We start from the raw sequence: 12,231 nt of genomic DNA, 5'->3' as shown, positions 1-12,231 counted from the left end.
CACGTGGGGAGTTGAGCGTGATGCTTACGTCAGGAGCTTGCCCTTGACCCAGTCGTGCAGCGGGTCCACCCGGGTCGTGGTCTCCTCCTCGGCGTGCGGGCAGGACGGGCCGGTGCTCTCCACGGCGACGAGCACGCCGTCACCATTGAAATACGGAGCCCCGGAGTCGTACTCGCAGGCGCTCGTGTCCGCCGCCGGCCGGTACCCCTGCACGCCGAGCGTGACCGGCCCGACGGTGGACACCTTGACCTGCCCGGTCTGCAGGTGGGTGGCCGGTTCGGCGTCGGTGGCGGCGAGCTTGCCCCATCCGGTGATGCGGAGCACGTCGCCGACCTTGGGCGCCTTGTCGCCGACCCGGAGCGGCGTGATGTCGTACACGGGCTGGGCGAGCTTGGCCATCGCGATGTCGCCGTCCGGGGCCTGCTGCACGGAGACGACCTTCACGACGTGCCCGGTCCGGTGCTTGAGGTCCGCCCGCCCGACGGTCGCGGTGGTCTCGTACGGCACGGCCCCCGAAACGGGATTGCGCCCGGCGTCGTGGAAGCAGTGCCCGGCGGTGATGATCCACCACGGCGAGAGCAGGGCGGCGGAGCAGGAGCTGTCGTACTTCGTGCCGTCGGGTCTGGGGATGTCGGTCATGGTGAGCCGCACGGCGAAGCGGTAGCGGCCCTCGGGCACCGGGTTGCCGTTCGCGACGGCGTCGGCGGGGGTGGCGGAGCTCATCCCGGCGGCCGCCGCCACGGCGACGAAGGCGGTGACGCGGGCGATCCTCGACATCATGTCTGGCTCATCTCCAGGTTCGTGACCTTCTATGCCTCGGGATGAGCTTTTGAACCGATAAGTCGGGCGCTCCGCGCCGCGACTTATCGGATTTATCGCATATGTCCGACTCTCACGCGCGAGTGATCATCACTTGATCGGCTCGAGGTCCATGAAGACGGGGTCCGTGAGCTGCCCGTTCGCCGTGATGTGCAGGGCCGCGGTCTGCGCCGGCGGCGTCCGCCTGTCCCAGATGCGCTGGTTGCGAATCGTCGCCGAGCTCACCCGCGCGTTGAGGCAGATGCCCGAGGCCGGCCGCCCCGGCGTGCCGTTGCCCCGGATGCGGTTGCTCACCAGGAACGGGTCGATGAGCTCGCCGTCCACGCGGATGCCGTCGCCGGCGTTGTCCCAGATGTCGTTGCCGTCCAGGACCATGTCGCTGGCCGGGACGGAGATCGCGCCGGGGAGGTTGTGCTGGCGGTACCCGTGGCCGCCGTTGCGGCTGATGCGCGTCGCGCTGACCGTGTAGCCGCCGGGGGTGTTGCCGATGCTCACGCCGTCGCCGGGGTTGTCGTCGACCACGCAGCCGGTCACCACGCCGTAGCGGCCCGCCACGTGGGTGGTGCCCTGGCCGGAGACGTCGAAGCCGGCGGTGTGGTTGCCGATCATGGTGCAGCCCGAGATGAGCAGGCCGTCGGCGCCCCAGTCGGAGATGCCGTACTCGTTGTCCTCGGCGTGGCAGCCCAGGATGCGGATGCCGCGGGGCGGCGTCCAGTCGGCGTCCTGAAGCTCGACGAAGATGCCGTTCGTACCGTTGCGGCGGGTCACGCACTCGGACACGGTGAGCCGTTCGATGGGGCCCCAGCCGCCCACGCCGATCCCGATGCCCGCGCCGCCCTTCTCCCAGCCGGAGTCGAGCCGGCCGCAGTGCACCGCGACGATCCGCTCCACGGTGCAGTCCTGCAGGAAGTCGCAGCCGAAGCCGGTCGCCGGGGTGTCGTGGATGTACAGGTCCCGGAACGAGCCCCGCACGACGTACTGCATCCCCAGGCCCTTGGCGAGCACGTCGTAGGCCGGCAGGGTGATCTGGGAGCCGTCGATCTCGAAGCCGGCGAAGGTCACGTCGGCGATCGGGCGCTCGGGCGAGGCCCCGTGCTGGAGGGTCGTCCAGAAGGCGAGCGGCACCGGGGTGGCCGGCGCGCCCGGGTTGGACAGCACGAAGCGCGTGGCGGACGGCCCGTCGCCGATGAGCGAGACGCCGGTGCGCCAGACGGTGCCGGCGTCCTTGATGGCGTACGTGGCCGCTGGACAGCGGATGACCTCGCCCGGCGGGCACGAGTCGACCAGCTTCTGCAGTGCGGGCTGGTCGTTGGTGACGCCGTCGCCGACGAGGCCGTGGTCGAGCGCGTTGATCACATGGTTTCGGATACCCGCAGGGCCGCGAGTATGCGCGCCAGCTCGGCCCGATCGCGCTCGGGCAGCGCGGCGAAGAACCGCTCGCCCTGCGCGCCCCGCTCGGCCCGGATCCGCCCGGCCGTGTCGGTGCCGCCCGCCGTCAGGCGCAGCAGCGTGGCCCGCCGGTCGTTGGGGTCCGGGAGCCGCTCGACCAGGCCGCGCTCCTGCAGCCCGTCGACCACCTCGGTGGTCGAGCGGGGCGCGATGCGCAGGTGCTCGGAGAGCTCGCTCGGGCGCATGGTGCCGTGCCGGGCCAGCACGCTCAGGGCGCGCCCCTGCCCGGGCGTGATGCCGAACGGCTGCAGCGACTCGTGGGACTGGTGCTTCAGCCGGCGGGCCACGCCCCAGAACAGCTCGGCGAGGCTCTCGTCCTCCATGGGAATACGGTACCAAAGGTTTGTGTTGTTGCCTCATAGTGAGGTAACCTCAGCATGTTCCCGAACGAGAGGTGTTCCCCTTGGAGCCCAGTCCCCCCACCCGCGCCCGCGGGTCCCGCAAGCTCACCGCCGCCGAGAAGCAGCAGGCCAAGCAGGTTTCGCTGGCCCGCATCGGCCGGCTGTTCACCGCCCACCGCGGCCGCCTGGCCCTGGTCGTGCTCATCATCGTGGCGTCGTCCATCATCTCGATGGCCTCGCCGTTCCTGCTGCGCGAGGTCATCGACCGCGCGCTGCCCGGCAAGGACGTCCGGCTGCTGGTCTGGCTGGTGCTCGGCATGGTCGCCGTCGCCGCCGTGACCTCCGCGCTCGGGGTGATCCAGACCTGGCAGTCGACCAAGGTCGGCCAGCTGGTCATGCACCGCCTGCGCGTCGACGTGTTCACCCACCTGCAGCGGCAGTCCGTCGGCTTTTTCACGCGTACCCGCACCGGCGAGGTGCAGTCCCGCATCACCAACGACATCGGCGGGATGGAGGCGGTCGTCACCAACACCGCCACGTCCATCGCCTCGAACCTCACCACCGCGGTCGCCACCGCCGTGGCCATGGCCGCACTCTCGTGGCGGCTGTCCCTGGTGTCGCTCGTCGTGCTGCCGCCCGCGATCTACCTGACCCGCAAGGTCGCGAGCATGCGCCGCGAGATCACCGCCCAGCGCCAGCGCGAGCTGGCCGACCTCAACGTGACCATCGAGGAGGGCCTGTCCGTCAGCGGCGTGCGCCTGTCCAAGACGATGGGCGCCGGCGGCGCGGTCGTGGGCCGCTTCACCGAGTCCTCCCTGCGGCTGATCGACCTCGAGCTGCGCTCCGAGCTGGCCGGACGCTGGCGGATGGCCTCGATGAGCATCATCTTCGCGGCCATCCCCGCGGTCATCTACCTGAGCGCGGGACTGCCCATGACGGCCGGATCCCTCAGCATCGGTACCCTCGTCGCCTTCACCTCCCTGCAGGCCGGACTGTTCCGTCCGCTGATGGGCCTGCTCGGGGTCGGCGTGCAGCTGACCAGTTCGCTGGCGCTGTTCGCGCGGATCTTCGAGTACCTGGACCTGCCCGTCGAGGTCGCCGAGCCCACCCACCCCAAGCAGCTCCGCGACGTCCAGGGCCGGCTGCGGTTCGAGGACGTCACGTTCACCTACCCCGGCAGCGATGCGGCGGCGGTGGCGGGGGTGACACTGGACGTACCGGCGGGAACTTCTCTGGCACTGGTCGGCGAGACGGGCTCGGGCAAGAGCACGATCGCCGCGCTCATCGCCCGCCTGCACGACCCGGGCGCCGGCCGGATCACGATCGACGGCGTCGACCTGCGCGACCTGCGGCTGACCGACCTCGCGGCGATCGTGGGCGTGGTGAGCCAGGAGACGTACCTGCTGCACACCACGGTCCGGGAGAACCTGCGCTACGCCAAGCCGGACGCGACGGACGCCGAGATCGAGGCGGCGGCGCGCGCGGCGCGGATCCACGACCTGATCGCCGGGCTGCCGGAGGGCTACGACACCGTCGTCGGCTCGCGCGGGTACCGCTTCTCGGGCGGCGAGCAGCAGCGCATCGCGATCGCGCGCACGCTGCTGCGCGATCCGCGGATTCTGGTCCTCGACGAGGCGACGAGCGCGCTGGACAACGAGACCGAGCGGGCCGTACAGCGGGCGTTCGACGACCTGGCCCGCGGACGCACGACGATCACGATCGCGCACCGGCTGTCGACCGTGCGCGACGCGGACCAGATCGCGGTGGTCGACCACGGGCGGATCATCGAGCGGGGGACGCACTCGTCGCTGCTCTCGGCCGATGGGACCTACGCCACCCTGGCGGCCTGATCCGGGGAGTCCCTGATGACGGCGGTGGCGCGGCAGGAGCATGCTGGGTGCATGGGTCGTTTCCTGGTTGGTGCCATCGCGGTCGTCGTGGGCCTGTTCGTGGTCGGCGCGATCGCCGTGTGGGTGTTCCACGCCCTGTTCAGTGTGCTCGGGTACCTCATCGTCGGCGCGCTCGTGGTGGGCGGGGGCATCTGGCTGTACGGCAAGGCCAAGCGCGGCCTCGGCAGCACCCGCAACCAGCGCCGCCTCGAGGCCACCGTGGCCACGTGGAAGCAGCGCAAGAACGGCTGACGCCTAGTTCCGGCGCACGATCGCGGCGTTCAGCGCGGTCGCGAAGCCGGTCCAGGCCACATAGGGCGCGAGGGCGGCTCCGGCCGCCCGATCGGCCTTCCACGCCCGCCGCAGCAGGTCGACGTTCGACGCGTTGAGCAGCGCGATCTCGGCCAGCGCGGCGCCGGGCCGGCGCGCGCCGAAGAACACCGCGGTCCACCCGGCGTTGAGCGCCAGGTTGGTCCCGTACGCGATCGCGAAGTCCCGCCGCTCGCGCCCCTTGCCCGCGTTCAGGGCCCGGGCGCCGGCGAGGGCGATCAGACCGTACAACGGCGTCCACACCAGCGGAAACGCCTGCCGCGGCGGCTGCCAGGACGGCTTGTCCAGCCGCCGGTACCACGAGTCGCCCGGCTTCGTGACCAGCGACCCGACCCCGGCCGCGAGCGTCACCGCGGCGGTCGTTTTGAGCCATGTGGGAACGCGCATATCGAGCTGATACCCACCTCTACCGCGGTGTCACCTCCAAAACGCGCGTCGCGGGCACGTCGGCGCCGAACCGCTCACGAAGCGCCAGCCGATCCGGGTCGGCCATGAACCCCTGCAGCCCGTCCGGCGACTCGAAGTGCATGATCTGCACCTCCTCGCGGCCGCTGGTCAGCCGCCGTTCGAGCGTCCCGCCGTGCCGGGGCAGGAGCGCCAAGACCTCGTCCTCGTACTCCGCTGAAGCCTCCGACACCAGCTCCACCAAAGCCACCAGCAGCAGTCCCGTCATGCCCTACGCATATCAGAACGACGCTCGATGCGCCTCCACGTAGTGCGCGAACGTGCACGCCGGCCGCCCGAGGATCGCGCGAACGCCGTCCGTCGGCGGGTGTTGCGGGCGGTCGAGGTGCCGCCGGTACCTGGCCATGAGCGCCTCCGCGAACGCCGCCGGCATGCCCCCGGCCACCATGCCCCGCGCCGCCGCCTCGGGCGGGACCTCCTCGAACCGCAGCGGCCGGCCGAGCACCGCGCCGATGATCGCGACCTGCTCGCCGTGGCTGAGCGACTGCGGCCCGGTCAGTTCGAGCACCCCGTCGCCCGCCCCGAGCAGCGCCGCGGCCGCGACCTCGCCGAGATCCCGCTCGTCGAGGAGCGACTCTTCAAAGCCCCGGAAGGTGTACCGCACGACGTCCCCGCCCCGCAGCTGCCCCCCGAACGCGCGGACGGTGTTCGCCGCGAACGAACTCGCGCGCAGAGCGACCCACGGCAGCCCACTCCCCGCCGCGGCCTGCTCCGCCTCGCGATTGCGGTCCCCGGCCAGGCGCGACGGCTGGTGCTCGTCCGGATCGTCGACGTTCATCGCGGACAGCGCGACGATCCGCCGTACGCCACACTCCCGCGCGAGCGCGGCCAGTTCCCCGGCCCGCTCCCCCACCGCGCGCGGGTGCAGGAACAGCGCGTCGACCCCGCCCTCGCGCAGCACCTCCTCCGCGCTGCCGCCGGTGGAGCGGCTGACGCCCCGTACCTTGTGCCCGCCGGCCTCCAGCGCGGCGACGAGATGGCGCCCGACAGTGCCCGTGGCGCCCGTGACCAGGATCATGACGCTTCCTCTCCGGTATGGTTTCTATCCGAGACCAATATCTTACGAGGTTCATACTATATGAGTTCCGTATCTCCGTCACGCCGCCGGGCGACGAACGCCGTCAAGGATTCGCTGCGCGCGCTCGGCACCCAGCTCACGCTGCTCAACCACCGGGTCGGCGCCAGGCTGGAGATCAAGGACGTCGACTTCGACTGCCTCGACGTGATCAACCACCACGGCCCCCTGAGCCCGAGCGCGCTGGCCAAGCACACCGGCCTGCACCCGGCCACCATGACCGGCGTCCTGGACCGCCTGGAACGCGGCGGCTGGGTCCTGCGCGAACGCGACCCGAACGATCGCCGCGCCGTGCTCATTCGCGCACTACGCGAGCGCAACGCCGAGATCTACGCCCTGTTCGCGGGCATGAACGACCGCATGGACGAGCTGTGCGCGGACTACGACGAGGCCGAACTGGCCCTGCTGGCCAAGTTCCTGGACCGCGTCACCGAGGCCGGCCGCACATCCTCGGACCAGGACTTCAGCTGACGTCCCACACGCGCACAACGCCGTCCCGCGAGCCGGTGGCGAGGCGGTCGGCGCGCGCGGGGCAGAACGCGAGCGCGTCGATCGGACTGTGCGCCTGATCGAACGACCGAATCAGCTTATGGGCGTCCGGATTCCACAGGTGTACCGCCTGATCCTCGCCCCCGCTCGCCAACACCCGCCCGTCCCGGTCGAAGGCGACGGCGTTCACGGCCCCCGCCGAGCCGGTCAGCCGGGAGGCCACGACGCCGGCCTGTCCCGTCCACAGCAGAATCTGCCGATCGGCCCCGCCGCTGGCCAGCAGCGACCCCTGCGGATTGAAGGCCACCGCGCGGATGGTGTCCTCGTGCTGGATCGATTCCTCGACGGGCAGACGGCGGCCGTTTTCCTTCGACGTGTACACCGCGACGACCCGAGAAGCCCCGCCCAGCGCCACCTCGTCGGCCTCACCGGCCGCGGGATTGAAGGCCACAGCGGTGATGGCGCCGGGGTTGAACACGTCGAACTCGGCCACCTGAGCGCCGGACTCCACATCGAGTACCACGGCAATGCCCCCGTCCCCGCCGGCCACGAGCGTCTTCCCACTGCGCGCAAAGCTGAGCGCGGTCACGGCGAACGGCGTGCCGCCCTGCAGACTCTGCCGCCGCTCCTGCCGCGTGGCCACGTCCCAGAGGTGTACCCGCCGATCCTCCCCGCCCGCCGCCAGCACCTTCCCGTCCGGGCTGAACGCCACCGCCCGCCCCGACGCGGACGTGGTCAGGACGGTGGCCTTCTCGGCGTCGACGTCCCACAGCCGCAGGGTCTTGTCATCGCCGACGGCCGCGAGGAGCTTGCCGTCGGGGCTGAACGCGACGGCCCTGACGGCGCCGACGGCTCCGCGCAGTTCCGCCACGACGGGCCCGCGCAGCCAAGCGCGCACCCCGAGAACGCCCGCCACCACGACGAGCACCACGACCGCCGCGATGACGACCCGCCGCCGGCTCCTGGAACGCCCGCCCACGGGCACGGTCTCAGGCTCCGTCGGCGACGCGCTCCCGGCAACTGCCCCGGACTTCGGCGATGGGCCCTCGGACGGTGCCGGCGCGACAGGTGGGACCACCGGATTGGACGCCGTGACCGCCGGCTTCGACGTCGTGATTTCGGCCTTGGACGGCGCAACGGCCGGTTTCCACGGAGCGACGACAGTTTCCGATCGGGCGGCAACGGTTTCCGATCGCGCGGCAACGGTTTCCGCCGCGGCGGGCAAGGTTTCCGTTGCGGCGGAACGCGTTTCCGTTGCGGCGGAACGCGTTTCCGTTGCGGCCGAACGAGTTTCCGGTCCGTGGTCCGCACCCGGCGGGTTCCACGAGCGCGTTAAGTCCACTGTGGACGCGCTAAGATGTGTTGCAGGCGGCGGAGTTGCGATGACCGGCGTGAGCTCCTCCGTCGGGAGAGTCGTCTCCCATCTCGTGACCGGCGCGAGCAGGCTGCCTTCGGCGACGACCAGTTCCGGCTGGTCGACGACCGTCGGGGCGATCCGCAGCGCCCGATGCAGCAGCGTGGCCGCGAGCGGGATGCGGGACGACCCGCCCACGAGAAAGACGCCGGCGATGCGTTCCGGCACCGCGCCCGCGTCGCGCAGGACCTGAACGGTCAGCGCGACGGTCCGATCGAGGTACGGCCTGGCCGCCGCCTCGAACTCCTCGCGGGTGAGGTGCAGGTTCGCGTCGACCAGCGGCAGGTGCAGGTCGGCCGTGGCGTGCCGGGACAGCTGCTCCTTCGTCGCGCGCGCCCCCGTCCACAGGGCCCGCCGCGCGGCCTGGTCGGCCCGGTCCTGCGGCCAGTCGAGGCGCCCCCAGGCCGCGGCCGCCCCCGGGGTGAGCGCCCGCGCGTGCTGGACCACCGCCGCGTCGAGGTCGAGGCCGCCGACGTCGGTCAGGCCGTCCGCGGCCAGGACCGCGAAGCCGCCGGTCTCCGCGCGCCGTATCACGCTCACGTCGAAGGTTCCGGCCCCGAGGTCGTAGACCACCACGGTCTGGCCGGGGCGGAGGTCACGCACCGTCGCGAAGTACGCCGCGGCCGCCACCGGCTCGGCGACGAACCCGGCCTCGCCCAGCCCGGCCCGGGCGGCGGCCTCCGAGAGCAACCCGAGCCGCGTCCGCCCCCAGGCCGCCGGATGGGTGAGCACCACCTCCCCGATGAGCCCGCCCGCCGTCCGCGCCTCGCCGCCCACCCAACGCCCGCCGGAACCGCCAAGCCCGCCCCCGGAACCACCGAACCCGCCCCCGGCACCGCCGAACCCGCCCTCGACACGCCGAGACTCGCCGCCGGCACCGCCGAACCCGCCCTCGACACGCCGAGACTCGCCGCCGGCCCAGCGACCGTCGGGACCCATGGGGTCGCCCGCCACGCGGTGGGCTTCGTCGGCGACGCGGCGGAGGATCGCGGCCAGGACCTCGGCGACCGGGTACTCGCGCTCGCCCAGCCAAACCGTCCCGTCGTCGATGCGGCGCTTCGGGTTCGCCTCCAACCCCGCCGGCCGCGCCGAGGCCGCCCGCTCCGCGTCGAGCCCCGTCAGCAGCTCAGGCCCGTCCCCCGCGAACACCGCCGACGACAACAGCGGCGAGGCGTCGAAGAGCAACGGCCGCGCCGAACCGGGAACAGGACCCGACAGCACGGCGACGGTCGTGGAGGTGCCCAGGTCGATGCCGAGCCGGTAAGCCACGCCCTCAATGTACGAGCCGCAGCCAAACCCTAACGCGCGGCAGCCGCCCGGGCCATCAGGTGGAACGCCTGCGCCTCCGCCGAGGTGCCCGGCCGGTCGAACGTCGGCGCCCCGCAGACGGAGGTCACCACCCCGTCGACCACGTACGGTTCGACGGCGGCGACGAGCGAGTCGGCCAGGGACCGGTAGGAGGACGGCAGCCACCCGTCGGCCACCCCGGTGTAGGCCGCGTACGCGAGCATCTGCGCCAGGTTGGCCTCGCGGAAGCTCCCCGGATCGTCGAGCACGTCGCCGAAAAGCCCGTCCTCCCGGCGGTACGAGATGCAGGCGTCGATGACTTCGCGCGCATGCCCGGCCAGATCGGAGGCCAGGTCGGGGACGTGGTGGACGGCCCGCGCGAGCCCGGCCGCGACCCACCCGCTGCCGGTCCCCCACCGGGAAGGACGCGTGTCCGCGGCCAGGTAGAGCCCGTCGCGGCAAAGGCGAGCGCGGTGGCCGAACGCCTGCTGAACGGCCAGGTCGGGGCGGCCGGCCAGGGCGAGCATCGGGACGACCATGTACACCGAGTCCGCCCACACCTCGGGCGCGTCCAGGACGTGGTAGAGCGTGCCGTCCGAGGCGCGCGGGGCACCGGCGACGATCCAGTCGAGCTGGCGCGCGGCGGCGGCAGGATCGAGCAGTACCACACCTTGATAGAGCGACGCCGAATTCACGGCGCCGCGCTCCGAGCCGATCGTGCCCAGGCGGCCGTCCGGCTGCTGGTGCACGATCGCGTCGCGGGAGAGCCGGGCGGCGAGGTCCGTGTGGCCCAGGTCGAGCAGGGCGTGGACGGCCACGCCCTGCTCCCAGTTCTGGCGCTGCATGGCCAGCAGCGTCATCACGACCGGGTCGGTCAACGCTGCGGCGTGAGCACGAAGACCGGGATCTGGCGGTCGGTCTTCTGCTGGTACTCCGCGTAGTCGGGCCAGGTCGCGGTGGCCCGCTCCCACCACGCGGCCTTCTCCTCGCCGAGGACCTCGCGGGCCGTGTAGTCCTTCTTGACCGGGCCGTCCTGGAGCTCGACGTGCGGGTTGGCGACGAGGTTGTGGTACCAGACCGGGTGCTTCGGGGCGCCGCCGAGGGAGGCGACCACGGCGTACTCGCCGTCGTGCTCCACGCGCATGAGCGGCGTCTTGCGGATCTTGCCCGACTTGGCGCCCAGCGACGTCAGCAGGATGACCGGACGGCCCCGCAGGGTGTTGCCCTCGGCGCCGTTGGTGCGCTCGTACAGCTCGGCCTGGTCGCGCGACCAGTCGGTCGGGCTCGGCTCGTACTCACCGGACAACGGCATGGTGCTCGCTCCTCACTGATCCTTGATCTCCCCGTCGACGCTACCCGGCCGGATGCCGCTCGACGCGTTTTCCACCCGCTCCCGCTCCGGGTCGGCCGCCCGCTCCTCGGCGTCCTCCTCGCGCCGCTCGTCGTCGTCGGTCGGCTCGGTGCCGGGGGCCGCCCGATTGTCGGTGGGCTCGCCGTCGGGGTGTTCCGCGAGGTACCGGATGGCGGTGTTGCCCACCGCGAGCAGCGGCACCGCGACGAGCCCGCCGACGATGCCGGCCGCCACCACGCCCGTCGTGATCGCCAGGATCACCGAGAGCGGGTGCAGGGCGACCGCCCGGCCCATGATCAGTGGCTGGAGCACGTGGCCCTCCAGCTGTTGTACGGCGATGACGACCGCCAGCACCAGCAGCGCGCTGACCGGCCCGTTGGTGACGAGCGCGACGAGCACCGCGACCGCGCCGGACAGCGTGGCGCCGATGACGGGGATGAACGCGCCGAGGAACACCAGCGCGGCCAGCGGCAGGGCGAGCGGCACCCGCAGGACCGCCAGGCCGATGCCGATGCCGAGCGCGTCGACGAACGCGACCAGGACGGTGGCGCGGACATAGGAGACGAGGGTGTACCAGCTGTAGTGCCCGGCCCGCGCCACCGGCAGCTGGGCCTGGCGCGGCAGCAGGCGGCACAGGAACGACCAGATCTGCCCGCCGTCGCGCAGGAAGAAGAAGAGCGTGAACAGCACCAGGAAGAACCCGGTGAGGACCTCACCCAGGGTGGTCGCGGTGCTCAGGGCGCCGGAGGTGAGCATGCTGCGGTTGGCCGTGGCCTGTTTCTCCAGCGAGCTCACGGTGTCGCTGAGCTGCTTCTCGGAGATGTGCAGCGGGCCGGAGGACAGCCAGCTCTGAATCTCGTTGAGCCCCTCGCCGACCCGGCCGGTGAGGGTGTCGAACTGGGCGATGAACGTGGTGACGATGGCGCCGAGGCCGCCGAAGACGACCACCAGGCCGGCGACGAGCACGATCGCCGCGGCCAGCGACCGGTGTACGCCCCGCTTGCGCAACAACCCCGCCACCGGCTCGAGCAGCGCGGCCAGCAGGATCGCCACCACCACCGGGATGACCATCAGGCGCAGGGCCGCGATGACGCGCAGCAGCAGGTAGATGGCCAGGACGAACAGCACGATCCGCCAGGCCCAGGCCCCCGCGACCTTGATGCCGCGGGGGATGCCGTCCTCCACAGTGGACGCGGGCCGGACTTCCACCGGCCCCGCCATCGGGAACGGCGGAACGCGCCGCGCCGTGCTCAGGCGCGTCCGTGCGCGCTCGCCGACCTCAGTAATCCACTGCGCCATGCCACGGCTGTACCCCTAATGGG

The 12,231-nt window shown here is 72.0% G+C and carries 13 protein-coding genes; 3 read left to right on the top strand and 10 right to left on the bottom strand.

The window, feature by feature from the left end; all coding sequences use genetic code 11:
- Positions 1 to 24: 24 nt before the first annotated feature.
- The 3 genes from ACQPZ4_RS11525 to ACQPZ4_RS11515 form a co-directional block, all read right to left on the bottom strand.
- Positions 25 to 780, bottom strand: a complete 756-nt coding sequence (locus ACQPZ4_RS11525) for a trypsin-like serine protease (protein ID WP_433058799.1) — start codon at positions 778 to 780, stop codon at positions 25 to 27.
- A 129-nt stretch (positions 781 to 909) separates the two neighbouring features.
- Positions 910 to 2,187, bottom strand: coding sequence for a right-handed parallel beta-helix repeat-containing protein (locus ACQPZ4_RS11520; RefSeq protein WP_433066460.1), 1,278 nt, complete (start codon positions 2,185 to 2,187; stop codon positions 910 to 912).
- Positions 2,172 to 2,591, bottom strand: coding sequence for a MarR family winged helix-turn-helix transcriptional regulator (locus ACQPZ4_RS11515; RefSeq protein ID WP_433066457.1), 420 nt, complete (start codon positions 2,589 to 2,591; stop codon positions 2,172 to 2,174). Before ACQPZ4_RS11515 ends, ACQPZ4_RS11520 begins: the two co-directional genes overlap by 16 nt.
- Before the next feature lie 80 nt (positions 2,592 to 2,671).
- Here ACQPZ4_RS11515 and ACQPZ4_RS11510 point away from each other — a divergent pair, with 80 nt between their 5' ends.
- Positions 2,672 to 4,459 (top strand): ABC transporter ATP-binding protein, encoded by a 1,788-nt coding sequence (locus ACQPZ4_RS11510; RefSeq protein ID WP_433058796.1) that lies wholly within the window; start codon positions 2,672 to 2,674, stop codon positions 4,457 to 4,459.
- A 51-nt stretch (positions 4,460 to 4,510) separates the two neighbouring features.
- Positions 4,511 to 4,750 (top strand): hypothetical protein, encoded by a 240-nt coding sequence (locus ACQPZ4_RS11505; RefSeq protein WP_433058794.1) that lies wholly within the window; start codon positions 4,511 to 4,513, stop codon positions 4,748 to 4,750.
- Positions 4,751 to 4,753: 3 nt separating this feature from the next.
- On the opposite strand, the gene ACQPZ4_RS11500 is transcribed toward ACQPZ4_RS11505, so the two are convergent.
- Genes ACQPZ4_RS11500 through ACQPZ4_RS11490 form a run of 3 tightly spaced genes read right to left on the bottom strand, consistent with a single transcriptional unit; the run spans position 4,754 to position 6,311 of the window.
- Positions 4,754 to 5,215, bottom strand: a complete 462-nt coding sequence (locus ACQPZ4_RS11500; protein ID WP_433058791.1) for a TspO/MBR family protein — start codon at positions 5,213 to 5,215, stop codon at positions 4,754 to 4,756.
- A gap of 19 nt (positions 5,216 to 5,234) precedes the next feature.
- Positions 5,235 to 5,501 carry a hypothetical protein gene (locus ACQPZ4_RS11495; RefSeq protein WP_433058789.1) on the bottom strand — a complete coding sequence of 89 codons (267 nt, stop codon included), beginning with the start codon at positions 5,499 to 5,501 and terminating at the stop codon, positions 5,235 to 5,237.
- Positions 5,502 to 5,513: 12 nt separating this feature from the next.
- A complete protein-coding gene (locus ACQPZ4_RS11490) occupies positions 5,514 to 6,311 on the bottom strand; it encodes an NmrA family NAD(P)-binding protein (protein WP_433058786.1) in 798 nt (265 codons plus the stop codon).
- Between the two features lie 60 nt (positions 6,312 to 6,371).
- Between ACQPZ4_RS11490 and ACQPZ4_RS11485 the strand changes: the two genes are divergently transcribed.
- The gene (locus ACQPZ4_RS11485; protein WP_433058783.1) at positions 6,372 to 6,839 is read left to right on the top strand and encodes a MarR family winged helix-turn-helix transcriptional regulator; all 468 of its coding nucleotides are present in this window, start codon (positions 6,372 to 6,374) and stop codon (positions 6,837 to 6,839) included.
- Here the strand turns inward: ACQPZ4_RS11485 and ACQPZ4_RS11480 are convergent.
- The 4 genes from ACQPZ4_RS11480 to ACQPZ4_RS11465 are packed head-to-tail and all read right to left on the bottom strand — an operon-like array spanning position 6,832 to position 12,208.
- A complete protein-coding gene (locus tag ACQPZ4_RS11480) occupies positions 6,832 to 9,540 on the bottom strand; it encodes an Hsp70 family protein (RefSeq protein WP_433058781.1) in 2,709 nt (902 codons plus the stop codon). The genes ACQPZ4_RS11485 and ACQPZ4_RS11480 overlap by 8 nt on opposite strands.
- 29 nt (positions 9,541 to 9,569) lie before the next feature.
- Positions 9,570 to 10,436 (bottom strand): glycoside hydrolase family 88 protein, encoded by an 867-nt coding sequence (locus tag ACQPZ4_RS11475; protein WP_433058778.1) that lies wholly within the window; start codon positions 10,434 to 10,436, stop codon positions 9,570 to 9,572.
- Positions 10,433 to 10,870, bottom strand: a complete 438-nt coding sequence (locus tag ACQPZ4_RS11470) for a nitroreductase family deazaflavin-dependent oxidoreductase (protein WP_433058776.1) — start codon at positions 10,868 to 10,870, stop codon at positions 10,433 to 10,435. Before ACQPZ4_RS11470 ends, ACQPZ4_RS11475 begins: the two co-directional genes overlap by 4 nt.
- A gap of 12 nt (positions 10,871 to 10,882) precedes the next feature.
- On the bottom strand, positions 10,883 to 12,208 hold the full coding sequence (locus tag ACQPZ4_RS11465) for an AI-2E family transporter (RefSeq protein ID WP_433058774.1): 1,326 nt from the start codon (positions 12,206 to 12,208) through the stop codon (positions 10,883 to 10,885).
- Positions 12,209 to 12,231 lie beyond the last annotated feature (23 nt).

It is taken from the genome of Dactylosporangium sp. CS-033363 (genome assembly GCF_050942475.1).
Taxonomy (GTDB): Bacteria; Actinomycetota; Actinomycetes; order Mycobacteriales; family Micromonosporaceae; genus Dactylosporangium.
Note: the sequence above shows the minus strand (reverse complement) of the source record. Positions and strands in the feature narration are given on the sequence as shown.

Bases quoted from the DNA above. Each gene is read 5' to 3' on its own strand.
- ACQPZ4_RS11525 (WP_433058799.1), bottom strand. From the start codon at position 780: ATGATGTCGAGGATCGCCCGCGTCACCGCCTTCGTCGCCGTGGCGGCG.
- ACQPZ4_RS11515 (WP_433066457.1), bottom strand. From the start codon at position 2,591: ATGGAGGACGAGAGCCTCGCCGAGCTGTTCTGGGGCGTGGCCCGCCGG.
- ACQPZ4_RS11505 (WP_433058794.1), top strand. From the start codon at position 4,511: ATGGGTCGTTTCCTGGTTGGTGCCATCGCGGTCGTCGTGGGCCTGTTC.
- ACQPZ4_RS11500 (WP_433058791.1), bottom strand. From the start codon at position 5,215: ATGCGCGTTCCCACATGGCTCAAAACGACCGCCGCGGTGACGCTCGCG.
- ACQPZ4_RS11495 (WP_433058789.1), bottom strand. From the start codon at position 5,501: ATGACGGGACTGCTGCTGGTGGCTTTGGTGGAGCTGGTGTCGGAGGCT.
- ACQPZ4_RS11490 (WP_433058786.1), bottom strand. From the start codon at position 6,311: ATGATCCTGGTCACGGGCGCCACGGGCACTGTCGGGCGCCATCTCGTC.
- ACQPZ4_RS11485 (WP_433058783.1), top strand. From the start codon at position 6,372: ATGAGTTCCGTATCTCCGTCACGCCGCCGGGCGACGAACGCCGTCAAG.
- ACQPZ4_RS11470 (WP_433058776.1), bottom strand. From the start codon at position 10,870: ATGCCGTTGTCCGGTGAGTACGAGCCGAGCCCGACCGACTGGTCGCGC.
- ACQPZ4_RS11465 (WP_433058774.1), bottom strand. From the start codon at position 12,208: ATGGCGCAGTGGATTACTGAGGTCGGCGAGCGCGCACGGACGCGCCTG.